The following is a 19,115-nucleotide window of genomic DNA, read 5'->3' as shown; positions in this document are numbered from 1 at the left end:
TACGACGTAACGACGTAAACGCTTGTACGACATACGGGAGCGAAAGGGGCGCGCACGGTGGCTAGGGGCAGCTCGGGAATCGTGGCCGGGCTCACCGCGGCGGCTCTCGCCGTGATCGGTTTCCTGGCCTACCAGGCATCGGCGAACGCTCCCGATTCCGTCGCCGTTCCCCGGCCCGGCGCCTCCGACAGCTCCCCCGCCGCCAGCAGCTCCCCCGCCACCGGTCACGGCAAGCCGAAGGACAAGAAGAAGAACAGCCCGCCCGCGCTCCCGGCCGCTTCCGGCAACGGCAAGCGCGTGGTGTACGCCCTGAAGGCCCGGCAGGTGTGGCTCGTCGACGCGGACGGCAAGGTGACCCGGACCTTCGGGGTCATGCCGAGCGCGCTGAGCCCGGAGGCCGGGACGTACCAGGTGGGCACGCGCTCGGAGCCCGCCACCAGGGGCTCGGACGGCGTGATGATCGAGCACGTGGTGCGGTTCGCGATGGCGGAGGGCGCCGCCGTCGGATTCAGCGCGGCGGTGGACGGCTCGATGAAGAGCCCGGATCCGTCGCTGCGGACGGGTGGGGTGCGGATGTCCCGGGCCGACGGGGACGCGATGTGGGAGTTCGCCACGGTCCGCACGACCGTGGTCGTCGTCCCGTAGGGCCTTTCGTCCGGATCAGCCCGCCCGGCGTCCCGGGGCCGGCACGACGGCTTGTGTGTCCGGGTCCCCGTCCGAGTCCTCTGCGGTGTCCGGGTCCGTTGCGGCGTCCGGGGCCCGGTCCGCGGACGGCTGGGGTGGTGTCGAGACCGCTGTGGCGGCGGCGCAGGCCGCCAGCAGGTCGCGCATCGAGGGCGGCGGCACTTCACGTTCGACGGACGTCGGCATGGATGCCTCCCGAGGCTCGGTGGAAGGCGCGGTAAGGCAGCCCTTACCGGCTCTCGTCATCCATGTGAACACGCCCGCACCGCCGGGCGCAACAATTTGCCGACAGTCTGTCGGGAACGGCCTTCCTGAGCCGGGGCCGCACAGCAGGCCCGATCAGCCCTCCAGCGCCCCGGCGGCCTCCCGCAGCCCCGCCCAGCGGGCCCCGATGCCGACCAGGGTCACCGAGCGCCGCTCGTCGTCCGTGTCGCCGACCGCCCGGTGGATCAGTACCTGCAACCGGTCCTCCGACAGTTCCTCGACCTTGCCGTCGCCCCACTCCACGACCACCACCGACTCGGGCAGCGACACGTCGAGGTCCAGGTCCTCCATCTCGTCGAGCCCGCCGCCCAGGCGGTAAGCGTCGACATGGACCAGTGCGGGACCACCGGTCAGCGACGGGTGGACCCGGGCGATCACGAAGGTGGGAGAGGTGACGGCACCCCGCACCCCGAGGCCCTCGCCGAGCCCCCGGGTCAGCGTCGTCTTTCCGGCCCCGAGCTCCCCGGAGAGCATCACGAGGTCGCCGGGGCGCAGCACCTCGGCGATCCGGCGGCCGAGCGCCTGCATCTGTTCGGGGGACTCGACGGCCAGGCTCACGGTGACGGTGTCCGGTTCGGCGCCCTCGGCTGCTTCAGCCGTCGGGCTGTTGTGCGGTGCTTCCATGCCCGCCAACGTTAGTCTCTGCCGGCACCGCACCGACACGTACCAGGAGGTCCGCCAGCCGGTCCGTCACCGTCTCCGGGTGTTCCAGCATCACCAGATGGCCGGCGTCGGGCACGATGACCAGCTCCGCCTCCGGGAGCTGATCGGCCATGGTCTCGCTGTGCGAGCTGGGCGTCACCAGGTCCTTGTCGCCCGCCAGGATCAGCACCGGTACGTCCCGGAAGGCGGGCACGACGTGGCTCTTGTCGTGGTCGGTGAAGGCCGGGTAGAACTCGGCGACCACGTCGATCGGGGTGGATTCGATCAGCCGCTCGGCGAACCTCTCGACCGCCGGGTCCACGTCCCGCGACCCGAACGAGTACCGCTTGATCAGCCCGGCGAAGAGATCGGCGGTCGCGCGACGGCCCCGTTCCACCAGCTCGGCCTGGGAGCCGAGCGCCCTGAGCACCCCGGGCAGCACCCGCCGCACCGCGTTGACGCCCGCGATCGGCAGCCCGAAGCTGACCTCGGCGAGCTTCCCGCTCGACGTGCCGACGAAGGCCACCGCGGCGACCCGGTCCCGGATGAGCTGCGGGTACTGCTCGGCGAGTGCCATCATCGTCATGCCGCCCATCGAGTGCCCGACCAGCACCAGCCGCCCTTCCGGGGCGGCCGCGTCGATGACGGCCTTCAGATCGCGGCCGAGCTGATCGATGCCCACCGTGGTCCCGTCCGCCTGGGCCCGGCCCCGCTCGGAGCGGCCGTGGCTGCGCTGGTCCCAGTGGACGGTACGGACCAGACCGCGCAGCGCCGCCCGCTGGAAGTGCCAGGAGTCCTGGTTGAGGCAGTAGCCGTGGCTGAAGACGACGGTGACCGGCCCCGGCGCCTTGCTGCCGAAGAGCCGGCGGCGGCGGGTGCCGGAACCGGCGGCGGGGCTCCCGCCGGCCGCGGCGGCCACTGCGGCCCCGTCCGGTTCGACCTCGTCGATCTCGTAGTACAGCTCGGTGCCGTCGTCGGCCGCGGCCCGGCCGGGCAGCCCGCGCAGCGATCCGTACGGCCCCGAGGTGTCCAGCGCCAGCCTGGCCTTCCTGCGCATGCCCCGGCCCACGGTCAGCCGCTCGACCGCGACACCGGCGGCGGCCCCTGCGGCGATCACGCCCATGGCGGCTCCGGCGACCCCCGCCCGGCGCCAGCCGACCGTTGTGGCGGCGTCCGTCACCGCGTCCCCCGCGCTGAACTCGCTCACCGTGCCGCACTCCTCCTCGGTCGTGTCCGTCAGGTCAGGGCTGGTGCGTTCCGGTCCCGCTCAGATCGTGCCTGGCCAGGGCGGCTGATCGGTCAGGACTCGGCCGGGGTGCCATGCAGATGGACGCGCGGTACCCGGGTGCCGATCCGGGTGACGATCTCGTACGCGATCGTGTCGGCGGCCTGCGCCCAGTCCTCGGCGCTCGGCTCGCCGCGGTCGCCCGGCCCGAAGAGCACCGCCTCGCTTCCCACCTCGATCTCGTCCCCGTCCAGGTCGACGACGAACTGGTCCATGGCCACCCGGCCCGCGATCCGCCGCCACGCCCCGCCGACCAGGACCGGCGCACGGCCGGAGGCGTGGCGCGGGATGCCGTCCGCGTAGCCGACCGGGACCAGGCCCAGGGTGGTCTCGGCGGGGGTCGTGTAGTGGTGTCCGTAGCTGACCCCGTGACCGGCCGGCACCCGCTTGACGAGGGCGATCGACGCGGCGAGCGTCATGACGGGACGCAGCCCGAAGTCCGCCGGGGTGCCCAGCTCGGGGCTGGGCGAGATGCCGTACATCGCGATCCCGGTCCGTACGAGGTCGAAGTGCGACTCGGGGAGCGTCAGCAGTGCCGGGGAGTTGGCGATGTGCCGCACCTCGGGGTCCACGCCCTCCTTCTCCGCGTACCCGACCATGTCCCGGAATACGTTGAGCTGGGCGGCGATGGAGGGGTGGCCGGGCTCGTCGGCGCAGGCGAAGTGGGACCAGAGGCCGGTGATCCTGAGGGTGCCCGCCTTCTCGGCGGTGCGGGCGGCGGCGACCAGCTCGGGCCAGTCGGCCGGCTGGCAGCCGCTGCGCCCGAGGCCGGTGTCGGCCTTGAGGTGGACACGGGCCGGGGTGCCGGCCTCCGTGGCCGCGGCGACGACCTCGCGCAGGGCCCACATCCCGCTCACCGACACATCGACGTCGGCCTCGATCGCCTCGCGCCAGGGGCCGCCCGGGGTCCACAGCCAGCACATCACCCGGCCGCCGATCCCGGCCGCCCGCAGCGCGAACGCCTCCTGCGGCGTCGCGGTGCCCAGCCAGGTCGCCCCGGCCTCCAGCGCGGCACGGGCGCAGGGCACCGCTCCGTGTCCGTACGCGTCGGACTTCACGACGGCCATGAGTTGCGCGCCGCCCGCCCGCCCGCGCAGTACACGCACGTTGTCGCGCAATGCGGCGAGGTCGATCTCGGCACGGGCTCTCAAGGACGCTGTCTCATTCATCGCGCCCAGTCTCTCACCGACGTGCGACCGGGCCCCCGGGCGGCGGGCCGGAAAAAGTCCGGTGCCCGGGCCGCCGGCGCCGCGCGGGTCCGCCTCAGTGCGCACGCAGTTCGTGTTCCAGATGGTCGACGAGTACCGGGACATGGCTGTGCGGGACGTCCTTGACGGCTGTGACGAGCGTCACCGGGTCGCCGCCGCGGACCAGGTCCACGAGCTTCTCGACGGCCGCCTCGTGTGCGGGGTCGGCCAGCTCGGCGCGGTAGCGGTCGACGAAGTCGTCGTAGCGGGTGCCGGTGCGGTCCTCGTGGTACCAGGCACGGAGTTCGTCCGACGGGGTGATGTCCTTCAGCCAGGTGTCGATGGCGGCCCGGTCCTTGGACACGCCACGCGGCCAGAGCCGGTCCACCAGGACCCGGGTGCCGTCGCCGTCCTCCTGGGGGTCGTACACGCGGCGTACGCGAATGTCGCTGCCTCGGCTGCTGCCCACGGTCGGCCCTCCTGTCGACTCGGCTGCTCGGTCCGGGTCACCCGCCCCCTGGGCCCAGGATCGCTCAGGCCAGGACGTCCCGCCATGCCGCCGGGATCCCGTCCGCGACGTCCTGTGCGGCGACGGGGGCGCCGTCGGCGGCGTGCCGGGCGGCCAGGCCGTGCAGGTACGCGCCGACGGACGCGGCGTCGCTCGGGGCGAGACCGGCGGCGAGCAGGGAGCCGGTCAGGCCCGAGAGGACGTCGCCGCTGCCGGCCGTGGCCAGCCAGGAGGTGCCGGTCGGGTTGACCCGCACGGGGGTGGGTCCGGTGGGGGCGGCGACCAGGGTCGTCGACCCCTTGAGCAGGACGGTGGCACGGAACCGGGCGGCGAGTTCCCGGACGGCGGCCAGCCGCCCCGCCTCGACGTCCTCGCGCGGGACGCCGAGCAGTGCGGCGGCCTCCCCGGCGTGCGGGGTCAGGACGGTCGGCGCGGTGCGCGCGCGGACGACGGCGGTGTCGAGCAGCCGCAGCCCGTCCGCGTCGACGAGCACCGGGACGTCCGCGGCCAGCACGTCTCGGACCGCTTCGACGGCCTCCGTGCCGTCGCCGAGGCCAGGTCCGACGACCCATGCCTGCACCCGCCCCGCCTTGTGCGGCGGGCCCGCGTGGACCAGCGTCTCCGGGTGGCGGGCGATCACCGCACCGGCGCCCGGACCGACGTACCGCACGGCCCCCGCGCCGCCCCGCAGGGCCCCGGAGACGGCCAGCACCGCCGCCCCCGGGTATCGCTCCGAGCCGGCGACGATGCCGACGACGCCCCGCCGGTACTTGTCGCTCTCGGCTGCGGGGGCGGGCAGCAGCGCGGCGACGTCCGCATACTGCAGCGCCTCCAGGTCGGGGACGCCGGGCAGCTCGGGCCCCAGCCCGATGTCGACGAGGTGCACGGCGCCCGCCAGCTCGGCGGCCGGATCGATGAGAAGCCCCGGCTTGTACGTGCCGAAGGTGACGGTCGCATCGGCGCACACCGCGTCGCCGAGCACCTCCCCCGAGTCGGCCTCGACCCCGCTGGGCAGGTCGACGGCGACGAAGGACGCACCGGTCGCCCGGAAGTCCCGCACCAGTGCGGCGGCGTCCGGGCGCAGCCCGCCCCGCCCGCCGATGCCGGTGATCCCGTCCACGACGAGGTCGATGTGCCCGCCCCAGGCGCCCGCCACCGCCTCCCCCTCCGTCACGCGTCCGCCCGCCGCGAGGAGCGCCGCGAGTCCGGCGCCGTGGGCGCGCCCCGGTGTGGTGAGGACGGCGCGCACGCCCGCGCCGCGGCGGGCGAGCCGGGCTCCGGCGTACAGCGCGTCGCCCCCGTTGTCGCCGCTGCCGACGAGGAGGACGACCCGGGCCCCGTACACCCGGCCGCGCCGGCGCAGCACATCGGCGCAGGCGGCGGCGAGCCCCGCCGCGGCGCGCTGCATCAGGGCGCCCTCGGGCAGCCGGGCCATCAGGGCCTGCTCGGCGGTCCGTACGGTCTGCACGCTGTACGCGGTTCGCATGTGCTCAACCCTCCGCGATGACCACGGCCGACGCCACCCCCGCGTCGTGGCTGAGCGACACGTGCCAGTGCCGTACGCCCAGCCGGTCCGCGCAGGCGGCGACCGAGCCGCTCACCCGGAGCCGGGGCTGCCCGCTCTCCTCGACGTACACCTCGGCGTCCGTCCACAGCAGTCCGGCCGGCGCGCCGAGCGCCTTGGCGAGGGCCTCCTTGGCGGCGAACCGCGCGGCGAGCGAGGCGATACCGCGCCGCTCGCCGTCGGGCAGCAGCAGTTCGCTCCTCAGAAAGAGCCGGTCGGCCATCTGCGGCGTGCGCTGCAGCGCCGCGTCGAACCGTTCGATCTCGGCCACATCGATTCCGACCCCGATGATCACGCCTGTTCCCTCACTGCTCGCTACTCCACGGTCACGGACTTCGCCAGGTTGCGCGGCTGGTCCACCTCGTTGCCGCGGGCCGTCGCCAGTTCGCAGGCGAACACCTGCAACGGCACGGTCGACACCAGCGGCTGAAGCAGCGTAGGCGTCACCGGGATCCGGATCAGATGATCGGCGTACGGGACGACCGCCTCGTCGCCCTCCTCGGCGATGACGATGGTGCGGGCGCCGCGGGCCCGGATCTCCTGGATGTTCGACACGATCTTGTCGTGGAGCACCGACCGGCCGCGCGGTGAGGGCACGATCACGACGACCGGCAGATCGTCCTCGATGAGCGCGATCGGCCCGTGCTTGAGCTCACCGGCGGCGAAGCCCTCGGCGTGCATGTACGCGAGTTCCTTGAGCTTCAGCGCACCCTCCAGGGCCACCGGGTAGCCGACGTGGCGGCCCAGGAAGAGCACCGTGTCGTGGCCGGTCAGGGAACGGGCGAGGGCGCGGACGGGCTCCATGGTCGTCAGGACCTGTTCGACCGCACTGGAGATCGCTGAGAGCTGACGGACGACCGTGCGGACCTCGTCCCCCCACTTCGTGCCGCAGATCTGTCCGAGGTAGAGGGCGACGAGGTAGCAGGCGACGAGCTGGGTGAGGAACGCCTTGGTGGAGGCGACGGCGACCTCGGGCCCGGCGTGCGTGTAGAGCACGGCGTCGGACTCGCGCGGGATGGTGGAACCGTTGGTGTTGCAGATGGCGAGGACCTTCGCGCCCTGTTCGCGGGCGTGCCGCAGGGCCATCAGAGTGTCCATCGTCTCGCCGGACTGGGAGATCGCGACGACGAGGGTGCGGTGGTCGAGGATCGGGTCGCGGTAGCGGAACTCACTGGCCAGCTCGGTCTCGCAGGGGATCCGGGTCCAGTGCTCGATGGCGTACTTGGCGATCATCCCGGCGTGGAACGCGGTGCCGCAGGCGACGATGACGACCTTGTCGACCTCCCGGAGCTCGCCGGGGGAGATCCGCACCTCGTCGAGGTGGAGTCTGCCCGCGCCGTCGATCCGGCCGAGGAGCGTGTCGGCGACGGCCTTGGGCTGCTCCTCGATCTCCTTGAGCATGAAGGAGGCGTGGCCACCCTTCTCGGCGGCGGAGACGTCCCAGTCCACGTGGTACCTGCGGACATCGGCTGGGCGCCCGTCGAAGTCGGTGACGCTGACGCCCTCCCGGCGCAGCTCCACCACCTGGTCCTGCCCCAGCTCGATCGCGGAGCGGGTGTGCGCGATGAACGCGGCCACGTCGGAGGCCAGGAACGCCTCGTCCTCCCCCACCCCCACCACGAGCGGCGAGTTGCGCCGGGCCCCGACCACTGTGTCGGGGGCGTCCGCGTGCACGGCGACGAGGGTGAAGGCGCCCTCCAGTCTCCGGCACACCTGCCGCATCGCCTCCGCGAGGTCCGCGCAGGACGAGAACGCCTCGGCCAGCAGGTGGGCGACGACCTCGGTGTCCGTCTCGGAGGCCAGATCGTGGCCGCGCTCGGCGAGTTCGGCGCGCAGGACGGCGAAGTTCTCGATGATCCCGTTGTGCACGACGGCGACGCGGCCCGCGTTGTCGAGGTGCGGGTGGGCATTGGCGTCGGTGGGCGCCCCGTGGGTGGCCCAGCGGGTGTGCCCGATCCCGCTGGTCCCGGTCGGGAGCGGTGCCTCGGACAGCGTCTTCTCCAGGTTGACGAGCTTCCCGGCCTTCTTCGCGGCGGCCAGGCCGCCGTCCGCGAGGACGGCGATGCCCGCCGAGTCGTAGCCCCGGTACTCCAGGCGCTTGAGGCCCGCGACGACGACGTCCTGCGCCGACTGCCCACCGACGTAACCGACGATTCCGCACATACCGTTCCCTTCCTGGTCGCCCGCCCCGCTTTTTCGCATCGTCGCAGAAGCGGCACGCCACGGCAGAAATCACATGCCGGGCGCGCACCGGGTCCATCCGGGCGATGACGGCCGCAGCCGCGCCGGAAGGTCACCCTCCGCCGCGGCTCCCGTAAACCGCACTCCGCACTTCGAGCACGACCGACCACGGCACGCCCTGGTGCACCGAGCCCAGCAGGGGCAGCGTCACGTGGCGACCCCCGCACCCGACGGGACCGTCGGCCGCCCGGGTCGCCCTCATCGGTCCCGGAATGCCCCGCACGCCGCCGAAGCACCTGGCCAGGCCGGCCGCGACAGCCGGGGGCCAGGGGCTCGCACATGGTCAACTGCTGTTAGCCTGCGGCGGCTTGACCCCATGACAACGAAAGGCCGCACATGCGCACAGGCAGACCCGGCACCATGGCCGTCCTCGTGGGAGCGCTCGCCCTCGCGGCGCTCGACGTACCGGCCGCGGAAGCCGCCGACACCGGGATCACGGTGTCGAAAGTGGTCGTGAACTCGGGCAAGCCCATCATCGTGGGCATCACCGAGGAGAAGCTCCCCCCGATCAGCTTCCACATGAACTGGCCCTCGGGTTACGACCTCGGCGATGCAGACGGGGACCCTTTCCTCTACCACGACACCACCGTGAGCAAGGGCGCCGACGGTGGTGGCATCTACACGACCTCCTACACCTGCTACGAGGACGGTTCGCATGCCGCGAACTGCGAGGGTGAGCTGATCATCAAGCCGCGCCGCACCCTGGACTCGAACAACGACGCCACAACGTGGAAAATCGGCGCGAGCGCACTCCTCTGGGGCACGGACGGGCAGCCCGAGCATGAGTACCTGACCGGCCTCGGCACGGCACAGGTCAAGCGCGCGGCGAGGGCGACCGTCAACGCCTCGCCCGAGCCGGTGACCAAGGGCAAGACGCTCACCGTGACCGGCAAGCTGACACGCGCGGACTGGGTGAAGCACGCCTACACCGGTTACAGCGGGAAGTCGGCCAAGCTCCAGTTCCGCAAGGCGGGCACCAGCACGTACTCCACGATCAAGATCGTCAAGGCGAGCTCCACCGGCGCCCTGAAGACGACGGTCAAGGCGTCCGCGGACGGCTACTGGCGCTGGACCTTCAGCGAGACGGCCACGACAGGCGGAGCGACGGCCGCCGGGGACTACGTCGACGTCAAGTGACATCGCGCATCCCGGGGCAACGCGAGCCGCAGGGCCCCGGCCCACGGGCCCTCAAGGCCTGAGGAGGAGAAAGGTCCCCGCAGGGATACGGATACCGGCCCCGCCGCCCTCCCCCACGTGACCGAGCCCACCCCCCACTCCGTTCAAACTCCCGCAACAATGAACACGTGATCACTTCGCCGCAACGGAGCACCCCCCGACGTGCCGACCACGCAGCGACGCCGTACGTCGACCTGTCGCGCGCCGAGTGGAGCGCTCTGCGCGACAAGACCCCGTTGCCGCTGACCGCCGAGGAAGTCGAGCAACTGCGCGGACTCGGGGACGTCATCGACCTCGACGAGGTACGCGACGTCTACCTGCCGCTCTCCCGGCTCCTCAACCTGTACGTCCAGGCCACCTCGGGTCTGCGCGGCGCCCTGAACACCTTCCTCGGGGACGCGGGCAACGGGCACGGCGCACAGCGCGGCACCCCGTTCGTCATAGGCGTCGCGGGCAGTGTCGCGGTCGGCAAGTCCACCACCGCCCGCATCCTCCAGGCGCTGCTGGCCCGGTGGCCGGAGCACCCGCGCGTCGAGCTCGTGACCACGGACGGGTTCCTGCTGCCGATGGACGAACTCCGCTCCCGCGGGCTGATGTCGCGCAAGGGGTTCCCGGAGTCGTACGACCGCCGCGCCCTGACCCGTTTCGTCGCCGACATCAAGGCCGGCAAGGACGAGGTGACGGCCCCCGTCTACTCGCACCTGATCTACGACATCGTGCCGGGCGAGCGGCTCACCGTACGCCGTCCCGACATCCTGATCGTCGAGGGCCTGAACGTGCTGCAGCCCGCGATGCCCGGCAAGGACGGGCGCACCAGGGTCGGGCTCGCGGACTACTTCGACTTCAGTGTGTACGTGGACGCGCGGACCGAGGACATCGAGACCTGGTATCTCGACCGGTTCCGCAAGCTGCGTGAGACGGCGTTCCAGGACCCGTCCTCGTACTTCCGCAGGTACACCCAGGTCTCCGAGGCGGAGGCGATGGAGTACGCGGCGACGATGTGGCGGACCATCAACAAACCCAACCTGGTGGAGAACGTCGCACCCACCCGGGGCCGTGCCACGCTGGTGCTGCGCAAGGGCCCGGACCACAAGGTCCAGCGACTGTCCCTGCGCAAGCTCTGACCGCGGCCTGCGCCGGACGCCCCCAGGAGGGAGGCCGCCCGGCGGTCCCGGCTGGATCAGGCCGGATCCGCGCCCCGGCCTGATCCGAACGAGACGTTCTAACCGAGTGCGGACTTCACCACGTCGGCGAGCCGCTCGGCGATCCCCCGCGCCTGGTCGATGTCGGCCGCCTCGACCATGACCCGCACCAGCGGCTCCGTGCCGGACGGACGCAGCAGCACGCGCCCGGTGGAGCCCAGCTCGCGCTCGGCCTCGGCGACGGCGTCGGCCAGCTCCGGGGAGGTCCCGACGCGGGACTTGTCGACGTCGGGGACGTTGATCAGCAGCTGGGGCAGGCGCTGCATGACCCCGGCCAGCTCGGCGAGCGTACGGCCGGTGGCGACGACCCGGGCCGCCAGCAGCAGGCCGGTCAGGGTGCCGTCACCGGTGGTGGCGTGGTCCAGGACGATGACATGGCCGGACTGCTCACCGCCCAGCGCGTAGCCCTCGGCCTTCATCGACTCCAGGACGTACCGGTCACCGACGGCGGTCTGGACGAGCTGGATGCCCTCCCGCTCCATCGCGATCTTGAAGCCGAGGTTGGACATGACCGTGCCGACCACGGTGTCCTTGCGCAGCTGCCCCACCTCACGCAGGGCGAGAGCGAGCACGGCCAGGATCTGGTCGCCGTCGACCTCCGCACCCGTGGCGTCCACGGCGAGGCAGCGGTCGGCGTCACCGTCGTGCGCGATACCGAGGTCGGCACCGTGCGTGACGACGGCGGCCTTCAGCAGCTCCAGATGGGTGGAGCCGCAGCCGTCGTTGATGTTCAGACCGTCCGGAGCGGCGCCGATCGTGATCACCTCGGCGCCGGCCCGCGCGAAGGCCTCGGGCGAGACCCGGGAGGCCGCGCCGTGCGCCTCGTCGAGGACGACCTTCAGCCCGTCGAGCCGGTTGGGGAGGACGGCGACGAGGTGCGCGATGTACTGGTCGAAGCCCTCGGCGTACTCGGTGACCCGGCCCACCCCGGCACCGGTCGGGCGCTCCCACGGCTCACCGGTGCGGTGCTGCTCGTAGATCGTCTCGATCCGGTCCTCCAGCTCGTCCGCGAGCTTGTGACCGCCACGGGCGAAGAACTTGATGCCGTTGTCCGGCATGGCGTTGTGGCTGGCGGAGAGCATCACGCCGAGGTCGGCGCCCAGCGCGCCGGTGAGGTACGCCACCGCAGGGGTGGGCAGCACACCGACTCGCAGGACGTCCACGCCCGCGCTGGCGAGGCCCGCCACGACGGCCGCCTCCAGGAACTCCCCGGACGCACGTGGGTCGCGCCCCACCACGGCGGTCGGCCGATGCCCCTCGAAGGTGCCCGCCTCGGCAAGCACATGCGCCGCAGCGACCGACAGACCGAGCGCCAGCTCAGCCGTCAGATCCGCATTGGCGACACCGCGCACACCGTCCGTGCCGAAGAGTCGTCCCACTGGTGTCCTCCGAACATGTTCCGAAATCACAAACCAAACGAATGCATCGCCCCGCAGAACGGTGCGAGACAAACCAACGCAACACAGCAACCCGACGAGCACCACGCGGCTCGCTCATCCCCGCGCGGCACCACACCACACCGCGCCTGCAGGCGTATGAACGTCTCTTGCCGTTATACGCCCAGGGATGCCCATAGACGAACGCCCCGACAGCACAAGGTGTGCCGCCGGGGCGAACGTGTACAGCGGGTGAGCAGGCGACTTAGCGCTTGCTGTACTGCGGGGCCTTACGGGCCTTCTTGAGACCGGCCTTCTTGCGCTCGACCGCACGGTCGTCGCGGGAGAGGAAGCCGGCCTTCTTCAGCGGGGCGCGGTTGTTGTCCACGTCCGCCTCGTTCAGCGCACGGGCCACACCGAGGCGCAGGGCACCGGCCTGACCCGAGACGCCGCCACCCGAGATGCGGGCGATGACGTCGTAGCGGTTGTCGAGCTCGAGCACCTTGAAGGGCTCGTTGACTTCCTGCTGGTGCACCTTGTTGGGGAAGTAGTCCTCAAGGGTGCGACCGTTGATCTTCCACTTGCCGGAGCCCGGAACGATCCGGACACGGGCAATGGCGTTCTTCCGACGGCCAAGGCCGGCGGCGGGCTGCGGGTCGCCGAAGCGGGAAGCCAGCGACTCGCTGGTGTACTCGCCCTCGACGGGAACCTCGGACTCGAAGGTGGTCACCTCGGCGAAAACCTCTTCGCCCTCGGTGCCCTCGACGGGGTTCTCAACAGTGGTCTCGGCCACGATTCTCCTCAGATCTTTCTTTTGGTCTTAGGGGGAGGCCGGAACTACTGCGCGACCTGGGTGATCTCGAACGGGACCGGCTGCTGAGCAGCGTGCGGGTGCTGGTCGCCCGCGTAGACCTTGAGCTTCGAGAGCATCTGACGGCCCAGGCTGTTCTTGGGGATCATGCCCTTGATGGCCTTCTCGACGGCCTTCTCGGGGCTCTTGGCGAGCAGCTCGTCGTAACGGACGGAGCGGAGACCACCCGGGAACCCGGAGTGGCGGTACGCCATCTTCTGGGTCTTCTTGTTGCCGGACAGGTGAACCTTGTCGGCGTTGATGATGATGACGAAGTCGCCCATGTCCATGTGGGGGGCGTAGATCGCCTTGTGCTTGCCGCGGAGGAGGTTCGCAGCCGTCGTGGCCAGACGACCCAGGACGATGTCCTGCGCGTCAATGATGTGCCACTGGCGCGTCACATCGCCGGGCTTGGGGCTGTACGTACGCACGGTCGTAGCCTTCGCTTCTTCAGTGAGTGGGTCCTGACAAGGCCACCCGGACGATCACACCAGCCTTGGCGGCGCTGCGGGGACGCAACCCGAGTGCCTGCCGCTGGTCATCGGCCCGGTGAACCGGCGTAAGGGCCCCTCGCGTGAGAACGACCAAGCCAATACGCATAACAAACCAGAAGAATACCGTCGCCCCCCTGCGCGGGTCAAAACACCCTCCGAACCCCTGCCCGGACCGCTGTCCGACCGGGCAGCGGCCCTCGGCCCGGCCGAGCCGGAATCAGGCCCCGGCCTGTGCGAACAAGTCCTCGGCTGCTTCGGCGGTCAACGACCGGTCGAGCCAGTCGCTCAGCACATCCAGATCGGTACAGGAGACGATCCGCTGCCGCACCTGCTCCGACACCGCGACCCCCCGCTTGGACAGGATCCGAAGGATGTCCTCGGCACGTCCCTCGGCACGTCCCTCGGCACGTCCCTCGGAACGTCCCTCGGAACGCAACCGCTGGGACGTCTGCGAGCGGAAGAAAGAGAGGTCGACAGCCATCAGATCCCTCCAGATCTGTGCGGCCGGAGCGGAGCCCAGGCCGAGTTCCGTGAGTTCGGCGAAGATCATCGCCGTATCGTCGTCAACGGTCTGCAGAGCAGCGACCAGCGCCTTCAGTATCGCACCGGCATCCGGATCCTTGGCATGTGTGATGGCCGAGAGCGTGGCGAGCGGGATGTCCCTGGCGGCAGCCTCCACATCGGTGAAGACGGGGACGTTGTGCGGCCCGAGCACCAACGGGCGGAGCGACAGCGTCGGCCATGCCGTGGGGCCGATGACCACCGTCTCGGCCGCCCACTCGGCGGTCGACCGGTCCTGGCAGGTCACCAGGAGCAGCGGAGGAAGCCGGTACTTCGCGTAGAGGTGGGCCACGTAGTAGGCCCAGCTGCCGGGTTTCCCCCGGTCCTTCTTCCCTTGTGCCTCCACGGCCAGCAGATAGCTGTCACCTCCGGCCGCATCGATCCGCAGAAGGGTGTCCAGTCGTCTTTCGAGCGGCTGGATCTCGGTGAGATCCGTGGGCATGAGCGACACGGCGACGGGTTCCGGAAAGGGAAGTCCCAGCGTGCGGAACGTCCGTGCGAAGACACCGGGATCCTCCTGGAAGATCCGGTGCATCGCCTCGTGCGATGAGCTGACCATGCGGCCACGCTAGGAACGCGGCACCGAACACGTCCGCCCTTCGGCGAACGCTCACCCGGACAGGTGAAAGCCGGTGCCGCGGCCGGCACCCACGCCCCGCGCTACCGGGCCCGCTCCACCCTCCGTTCGTCCCACACCGGCTCCCTCGTCTCCCGTACGACGCCGTCCGAGCCGAACACCAGGTACCGGTCGAAGGACTTCGCGAACCAGCGGTCGTGGGTGACGGCCATCACCGTTCCGTCGTACGCCTCGAGCCCGTCCTGCAGGGCTTCGGCCGACTCCAGGTCCAGGTTGTCCGTCGGCTCGTCCAGCAGCAGTGCGGTCGTACCGGCCAGCTCCAGGAGCAGGATCTGGAACCGCGCCTGCTGTCCGCCCGACAGCTTCTCGAACAGCTGGTCGCCCTGTCGCTCCAGTTCGTAGCGCCGCAGGACGGACATCGCCCCGCCCCGGTCCTTGGCGTGCTCGGTCCAGAGGATCTCCACGAGGGTGTGGCCCAGCAGCTCCGGATGGGCGTGCGTCTGGGCGAAGTGACCGGGCACGACCCGTGCGCCGAGCTTCCACTCCCCCGTGTGCGCGACCGGCTCCCCCGCCAACAGCCGCAGGAAGTGCGACTTGCCCGACCCGTTGGAGCCGAGGACGGCGACCCGTTCCCCGTAGTAGATCTCCAGGTCGAACGGCTTCATGAGTCCGGTCAGCTCCAGCCCCTTGCAGGTCACCGCCCGTACGCCGGTCCGGCCGCCGCGCAGCCGCATCCTGATGTCCTGCTCGCGCGGCGGCTCGGGCGGAGGGCCCGCATCCTCGAACTTCTTGAAGCGCGTCTGCATCGCCCGGTAGCGCGACGCCATGTCGGGGCTGTTCGCGGCCTGCTGCCGCAGCCGGAGAACCAGCGCCTTCAGCCTGGCGTGCTCCTCCTCCCAGCGCCGCAGCAGCTCCTCGAACCGGGCGAACCGGTCCTTGCGTGCCTGGTGGTACGTGTCGAAGCCGCCGCCGTGCACCCACACGTCGCTGCCCGCCGGGCTCGGCTCGACGCTCACGATCTTCTCGGCGGCCCGGGACAGCAGCTCCCGGTCGTGGGAGACGAAGAGAACCGTCTTACGGGTCTCCTTCAGCTTCTCCTCCAGCCACCGCTTCCCGGGCACGTCCAGATAGTTGTCCGGCTCGTCCAGGAGCAGCACCTCGTCCGGACCGCGCAGCAGCGCCTCCAGCACCAGCCGCTTCTGCTCACCGCCGGACAGCGTGCGCACCTCGCGCCACTGCGCCTTCTCGTACGGGACACCGAGCGCGGCCATGGTGCACATGTCCCAGACCGTCTCGGCCTCGTACCCGCGGACCTCCGCCCAGTCGCTCAGGGCCTGCGCGTACGTCATCTGCGCGGCCTCGTCGTCGACAGTGAGGATCAGCTCCTCGGCCCTGTCGACCGCAAGGGCCGCCTCCCGGACGCGGGGCTGGGCGACGGAGACCAGCAGGTCCCGGACCGTGCGTTCGTCCCGGACCGAACCCACGAACTGCCGCATCACCCCGAGTCCGCCGCTCACCGACACGGAGCCGCCGTGCGGCTGGAGCTCCCCGGCGAGCAGCCTCAGCAGCGTGGTCTTCCCGGCACCGTTCGCCCCCACGAGCGCGACCACCGCACCGTCCGCGACCCGGAACGAAGCGTCGCCGAGCAGCACCCGCCCGTCCGGTAGGTAGTACTCCAGGTGGCCCGCTTCAAGATGTCCCATGCAGAGCATTGTCATGGGCGGCGATGCCCTGACCCAACCGGATTGTTCTCCGTCCCGTGCGCGAGCGGGGAAGCCGGTCGGACACTGCGGTCCGGCGGGCGGCGTTCGCCCGTCAACAGGGGGCTCAAACACTGCCTGTTGCGGCACTAGGATGCGCCCCATGAGCTTTGGGCAAGGGGGGCCCTCCTGGGGGCCCGGGGGCACACAGACCCCGGACTGGGCAGCGTTGGCCGACGCGTCCGCCGCGCGCAGCCGCCGCAGGAAGTGGCTGCTGATCGGTGGCGGTGCCCTCGCCACCGCGGCTGTGGGCGCGATCGTGGCGACGGCGGTCATCTCGACCGACAACCACTCCAGCCGCTCCGGCGGGAAGGCAAGCGGACTGCCGGCGCCGAGCGACCTGCCGGACGACTCCGCCGAGCCCGAGCCCGAGCCGTCCTTCTCCTCCGTGGCACCTCTGCCCCCGCCGGACCCGAAGGACTACATATCCGACGGCAAGAAGGACAGGGCGCCGATCACCGTCGACACGTTCTTCCCCGGCAGGAAGCTCACCATGGGCGACCGCGTCTACGTCAAGGGCGCGACCCAGCAGACGAAGAGCTGCGCGGCGACCACCAAGGACGCGCTCGGCTCCATACTCGTCAACAACGGCTGTGACCAGGTCATCCGGGCCACCTACAGCAAGGACGGGGTCGCCGTCACCATCGGCGTCGCGGTCTTCGGGACGGAGACGCAGGCGAAGAAGGCGGCCCAGCAGGCGAGCGGCAGCATCGCCCCGCTGAGCGGCGCGGGCGTGCCGGCCTTCTGTCCCACCGGATCGGTCTGCCGCCGTACCGCCAACTCCTACGGTCGCTACGCCTACTTCGCCATCAGTGGGTACACCAGCGGCAGGAACGTCACCCAGGGCGACACGAACGTCTACACCTGCGGCGACGACCTGACGAACTTCACGTTCCGTCAGATCCACCACCGCGGCGAACTGCAGGCCTCGGCAGCCGCCACCGCCCCCGCGAACTGATCCGGCCCGACAGGCCCGTGCGCCACACCTTCCGGGACGCCTCGTCCGGCGCCCCGCCCCGCCGGTCTCAGCAGCAGCCCGCTCCGGGGAGCGTGCGCACATTGCGCGCCTCCTCGGCGCGGATGGCCAGCAACTCGTCGGCCGGATAGGCGACTTCCTCCAGGGTCAGCCCATGCGGGCGCACCACGTGCACGCCGGGATCCCGCAACCGTGCCGCCAGAACCTGTGCGGGCCACTCGGCCGGGCGGCGGCCGTCACCGACGAACAGCGCCGCTCCGATCAGCGCTCGCACCATGTTGTGGCAGAACGCATCAGCCTGCACGGTCGCCGTCAGGATCCCGGACGCCTCGTCCCGCACCCAACTCAGCTTCTGGAGCGTGCGGATGGTCGTCGCCCCGTCACGCTTCTTGCAGTACGCGGCGAAGTCGTGCACCCCGACCATCCCGGCCGCAGCCTCGTTCATCGCGTCGACGTCCAACGGCCGGTCGTGCCACAGCACATGACCCCGCAACAGCGGATCGACCCCACCGGGCCGGTCGGAGACCCGATACGCGTAACGACGCCACAGCGCCGAGAAGCGGGCGTTGAATCCTGCCGGGGCCTCGGTGATCCGCCAGATCCGCACATCGGGTGCCATCCGTCCGGCCATCCGCCGCAGCAGCTTGTCGGCGTGCTCGGCCCACACCTCGTCCGGCAGATCGACATGGGCGACCTGGCCCCGGGCGTGCACCCCGGCATCGGTACGTCCGGCGACGGTCAGGTCGTAGGTCCGTGCGGACCGCGTCACGGTCCGCAGCGCGTCCTCGATCTCCCCCTGGACGGTCCGCCTGCCGGTCTGCTTGGCCCAGCCGGAGAAGTCCTTGCCGTCGTACGCCAGGTCCAGCCGCACCCGTACGAAACCGGGCTCTACCTCGTCACTCACCGAAGGATCCTTTTCTGCCAGTACATACGGAACGGGCCCGCACCGCCCCGAAGGGTGATGCGGGCCCGTCCAGGTCTCAGAACGCTCAGGCGTCCTTGGACTCCGCCTCGGCCTCGGCCGGCTTGGCGTCCTCGACGACCTCGGCGGACTCGGCCGCGGCCTCGTCCTTCTTGAGGGCGTCTTCCTTGACCGCGCGCTTGGTCGCAGCCTCGGCCTCACCGGTGGCCTGCTGGGCCACGGTCAGCGCCTCGACCAGCTCGATGACCGCCATCGGGGCGTTGTCGCCGCGACGGTTGCCGATCTTGGTGATGCGGGTGTAACCACCGGGGCGGTTCTCGTACCGCGGGGCGATCTCGGTGAAGAGCGTGTGGACGACGCCCTTGTCCGTGATCGACTGCAGCACCAGGCGACGGTTGTGGATGTCGCCCTTCTTCGCCTTGGTGATGAAACGCTCGGCGACCGGACGCAGGCGGCGGGCCTTGGCCTCGGTCGTGGTGATGCGGCCGTGCTCGAACAGCGACTTCGCGAGGTTGTTGAGAAGAAGCTTCTCGTGCGCAGCGCTGCCGCCCAGACGGGCGCCCTTGGCGGGCTTCGGCATGGTTTTTCTCCTTGTGTGCTGCACCGGCCGTGTCAGGTACCGGTGTCAGTTCCCGTGCGGCGGATGCCACACGGAAGATCGTGAGCCGTACCGGGCGTCGATCACATCGAGCCCGTCGGGCGAGGGAGGGCACTGGGCCCTCACCCCGGCCGGGGCGCCCGGAAAACCCGGGCCCTGCGCCGCCGCGGCACGGGGTCCGACGGCGGTGCGGACCTGCTGACCAGCGCCGCCCCGGTGCTCGTCGGGCTGATCGCCGCGCTGGTCCT

20 protein-coding genes are annotated in these 19,115 nt (G+C 71.1%); 4 read left to right on the top strand and 16 right to left on the bottom strand.

The window, feature by feature from the left end; all coding sequences use genetic code 11:
• The first annotated feature begins 57 nt into the window (after nucleotides 1–57).
• Nucleotides 58–645, top strand: coding sequence for a hypothetical protein (locus AB0L71_RS17315; protein WP_365243374.1), 588 nt, complete (start codon nucleotides 58–60; stop codon nucleotides 643–645).
• A 15-nt stretch (nucleotides 646–660) separates the two neighbouring features.
• Here AB0L71_RS17315 and AB0L71_RS17310 read toward each other — a convergent pair whose 3' ends face one another.
• The 8 genes from AB0L71_RS17310 to glmS all read right to left on the bottom strand — a co-directional run bounded on the left by AB0L71_RS17310 (nucleotide 661) and on the right by glmS (nucleotide 8,297).
• The gene (locus AB0L71_RS17310; protein ID WP_365243372.1) at nucleotides 661–870 is read right to left on the bottom strand and encodes a hypothetical protein; all 210 of its coding nucleotides are present in this window, start codon (nucleotides 868–870) and stop codon (nucleotides 661–663) included.
• Nucleotides 871–1,023: 153 nt separating this feature from the next.
• Complete coding sequence (gene tsaE, locus AB0L71_RS17305; protein ID WP_365243370.1) at nucleotides 1,024–1,572, bottom strand: tRNA (adenosine(37)-N6)-threonylcarbamoyltransferase complex ATPase subunit type 1 TsaE; 549 nt, start codon at nucleotides 1,570–1,572, stop codon at nucleotides 1,024–1,026.
• Nucleotides 1,541–2,797, bottom strand: a complete 1,257-nt coding sequence (locus AB0L71_RS17300) for an alpha/beta hydrolase (RefSeq protein WP_365243368.1) — start codon at nucleotides 2,795–2,797, stop codon at nucleotides 1,541–1,543. The genes tsaE and AB0L71_RS17300 overlap by 32 nt, the downstream gene beginning before the upstream one ends.
• A gap of 92 nt (nucleotides 2,798–2,889) precedes the next feature.
• Nucleotides 2,890–4,044, bottom strand: a complete 1,155-nt coding sequence (gene alr, locus AB0L71_RS17295; RefSeq protein ID WP_365243366.1) for an alanine racemase — start codon at nucleotides 4,042–4,044, stop codon at nucleotides 2,890–2,892.
• Between the two features lie 94 nt (nucleotides 4,045–4,138).
• Nucleotides 4,139–4,531, bottom strand: a complete 393-nt coding sequence (locus tag AB0L71_RS17290; protein ID WP_365243364.1) for a DUF488 family protein — start codon at nucleotides 4,529–4,531, stop codon at nucleotides 4,139–4,141.
• A 64-nt stretch (nucleotides 4,532–4,595) separates the two neighbouring features.
• A complete protein-coding gene (locus AB0L71_RS17285) occupies nucleotides 4,596–6,056 on the bottom strand; it encodes an NAD(P)H-hydrate dehydratase (protein WP_365243362.1) in 1,461 nt (486 codons plus the stop codon).
• A 4-nt stretch (nucleotides 6,057–6,060) separates the two neighbouring features.
• Nucleotides 6,061–6,429, bottom strand: coding sequence for a holo-ACP synthase (locus AB0L71_RS17280; RefSeq protein ID WP_365243360.1), 369 nt, complete (start codon nucleotides 6,427–6,429; stop codon nucleotides 6,061–6,063).
• Nucleotides 6,430–6,449: 20 nt separating this feature from the next.
• Nucleotides 6,450–8,297 (bottom strand): glutamine--fructose-6-phosphate transaminase (isomerizing), encoded by a 1,848-nt coding sequence (glmS, locus tag AB0L71_RS17275; RefSeq protein ID WP_365243359.1) that lies wholly within the window; start codon nucleotides 8,295–8,297, stop codon nucleotides 6,450–6,452.
• A 414-nt stretch (nucleotides 8,298–8,711) separates the two neighbouring features.
• Here glmS and AB0L71_RS17270 point away from each other — a divergent pair, with 414 nt between their 5' ends.
• Nucleotides 8,712–9,512, top strand: a complete 801-nt coding sequence (locus tag AB0L71_RS17270; RefSeq protein ID WP_365243357.1) for a hypothetical protein — start codon at nucleotides 8,712–8,714, stop codon at nucleotides 9,510–9,512.
• A 167-nt stretch (nucleotides 9,513–9,679) separates the two neighbouring features.
• Entirely contained in the window at nucleotides 9,680–10,675 is a 996-nt protein-coding gene (gene coaA / locus AB0L71_RS17265) for a type I pantothenate kinase (protein ID WP_365243355.1), read from the top strand.
• Nucleotides 10,676–10,773: 98 nt separating this feature from the next.
• Here the strand turns inward: coaA and glmM are convergent, their stop codons facing one another.
• The 5 genes from glmM to AB0L71_RS17240 form a co-directional block, all read right to left on the bottom strand.
• Nucleotides 10,774–12,132: a phosphoglucosamine mutase gene (gene glmM / locus AB0L71_RS17260; RefSeq protein WP_365243353.1), complete on the bottom strand. Its 1,359-nt coding sequence runs from the start codon at nucleotides 12,130–12,132 to the stop codon at nucleotides 10,774–10,776.
• 262 nt (nucleotides 12,133–12,394) lie between these two features.
• Nucleotides 12,395–12,922 (bottom strand): 30S ribosomal protein S9, encoded by a 528-nt coding sequence (rpsI, locus tag AB0L71_RS17255; RefSeq protein ID WP_365243351.1) that lies wholly within the window; start codon nucleotides 12,920–12,922, stop codon nucleotides 12,395–12,397.
• A gap of 44 nt (nucleotides 12,923–12,966) precedes the next feature.
• Nucleotides 12,967–13,410: a 50S ribosomal protein L13 gene (gene rplM, locus AB0L71_RS17250; protein ID WP_148838718.1), complete on the bottom strand. Its 444-nt coding sequence runs from the start codon at nucleotides 13,408–13,410 to the stop codon at nucleotides 12,967–12,969.
• 280 nt (nucleotides 13,411–13,690) lie between these two features.
• Complete coding sequence (locus tag AB0L71_RS17245; RefSeq protein WP_365243348.1) at nucleotides 13,691–14,593, bottom strand: hypothetical protein; 903 nt, start codon at nucleotides 14,591–14,593, stop codon at nucleotides 13,691–13,693.
• 101 nt (nucleotides 14,594–14,694) lie between these two features.
• Nucleotides 14,695–16,323: an ATP-binding cassette domain-containing protein gene (locus tag AB0L71_RS17240; RefSeq protein ID WP_365243667.1), complete on the bottom strand. Its 1,629-nt coding sequence runs from the start codon at nucleotides 16,321–16,323 to the stop codon at nucleotides 14,695–14,697.
• A gap of 151 nt (nucleotides 16,324–16,474) precedes the next feature.
• Here AB0L71_RS17240 and AB0L71_RS17235 point away from each other — a divergent pair, with 151 nt between their 5' ends.
• Nucleotides 16,475–17,329: a hypothetical protein gene (locus AB0L71_RS17235; RefSeq protein ID WP_365243347.1), complete on the top strand. Its 855-nt coding sequence runs from the start codon at nucleotides 16,475–16,477 to the stop codon at nucleotides 17,327–17,329.
• A 67-nt stretch (nucleotides 17,330–17,396) separates the two neighbouring features.
• On the opposite strand, the gene truA is transcribed toward AB0L71_RS17235, so the two are convergent.
• The 3 genes from truA to AB0L71_RS17220 all read right to left on the bottom strand — a co-directional run.
• Nucleotides 17,397–18,251 (bottom strand): tRNA pseudouridine(38-40) synthase TruA, encoded by an 855-nt coding sequence (gene truA, locus AB0L71_RS17230; protein ID WP_365243345.1) that lies wholly within the window; start codon nucleotides 18,249–18,251, stop codon nucleotides 17,397–17,399.
• Between the two features lie 85 nt (nucleotides 18,252–18,336).
• Nucleotides 18,337–18,849 (bottom strand): 50S ribosomal protein L17, encoded by a 513-nt coding sequence (gene rplQ, locus AB0L71_RS17225; protein WP_365243343.1) that lies wholly within the window; start codon nucleotides 18,847–18,849, stop codon nucleotides 18,337–18,339.
• Nucleotides 18,850–18,894: 45 nt separating this feature from the next.
• Nucleotides 18,895–19,115 (bottom strand): hypothetical protein (locus AB0L71_RS17220; RefSeq protein WP_365243341.1); only part of this gene is annotated, 221 nt, incomplete at its 5' end.

It is taken from the genome of Streptomyces sp. NPDC052052 (genome assembly GCF_040680455.1).
In the GTDB taxonomy this organism is placed as follows: Bacteria; Actinomycetota; Actinomycetes; order Streptomycetales; family Streptomycetaceae; genus Streptomyces.
Note: the sequence above shows the minus strand (reverse complement) of the source record. Positions and strands in the feature narration are given on the sequence as shown.

Bases quoted from the DNA above. Each gene is read 5' to 3' on its own strand.
- glmS (WP_365243359.1), bottom strand. From the start codon at position 8,297: ATGTGCGGAATCGTCGGTTACGTCGGTGGGCAGTCGGCGCAGGACGTC.
- AB0L71_RS17310 (WP_365243372.1), bottom strand. From the start codon at position 870: ATGCCGACGTCCGTCGAACGTGAAGTGCCGCCGCCCTCGATGCGCGAC.
- AB0L71_RS17240 (WP_365243667.1), bottom strand. From the start codon at position 16,323: ATGCTCTGCATGGGACATCTTGAAGCGGGCCACCTGGAGTACTACCTA.
- alr (WP_365243366.1), bottom strand. From the start codon at position 4,044: ATGAATGAGACAGCGTCCTTGAGAGCCCGTGCCGAGATCGACCTCGCC.
- AB0L71_RS17285 (WP_365243362.1), bottom strand. From the start codon at position 6,056: ATGCGAACCGCGTACAGCGTGCAGACCGTACGGACCGCCGAGCAGGCC.
- rplQ (WP_365243343.1), bottom strand. From the start codon at position 18,849: ATGCCGAAGCCCGCCAAGGGCGCCCGTCTGGGCGGCAGCGCTGCGCAC.
- AB0L71_RS17270 (WP_365243357.1), top strand. From the start codon at position 8,712: ATGCGCACAGGCAGACCCGGCACCATGGCCGTCCTCGTGGGAGCGCTC.
- tsaE (WP_365243370.1), bottom strand. From the start codon at position 1,572: ATGGAAGCACCGCACAACAGCCCGACGGCTGAAGCAGCCGAGGGCGCC.
- AB0L71_RS17235 (WP_365243347.1), top strand. From the start codon at position 16,475: ATGAGCTTTGGGCAAGGGGGGCCCTCCTGGGGGCCCGGGGGCACACAG.
- AB0L71_RS17245 (WP_365243348.1), bottom strand. From the start codon at position 14,593: ATGGTCAGCTCATCGCACGAGGCGATGCACCGGATCTTCCAGGAGGAT.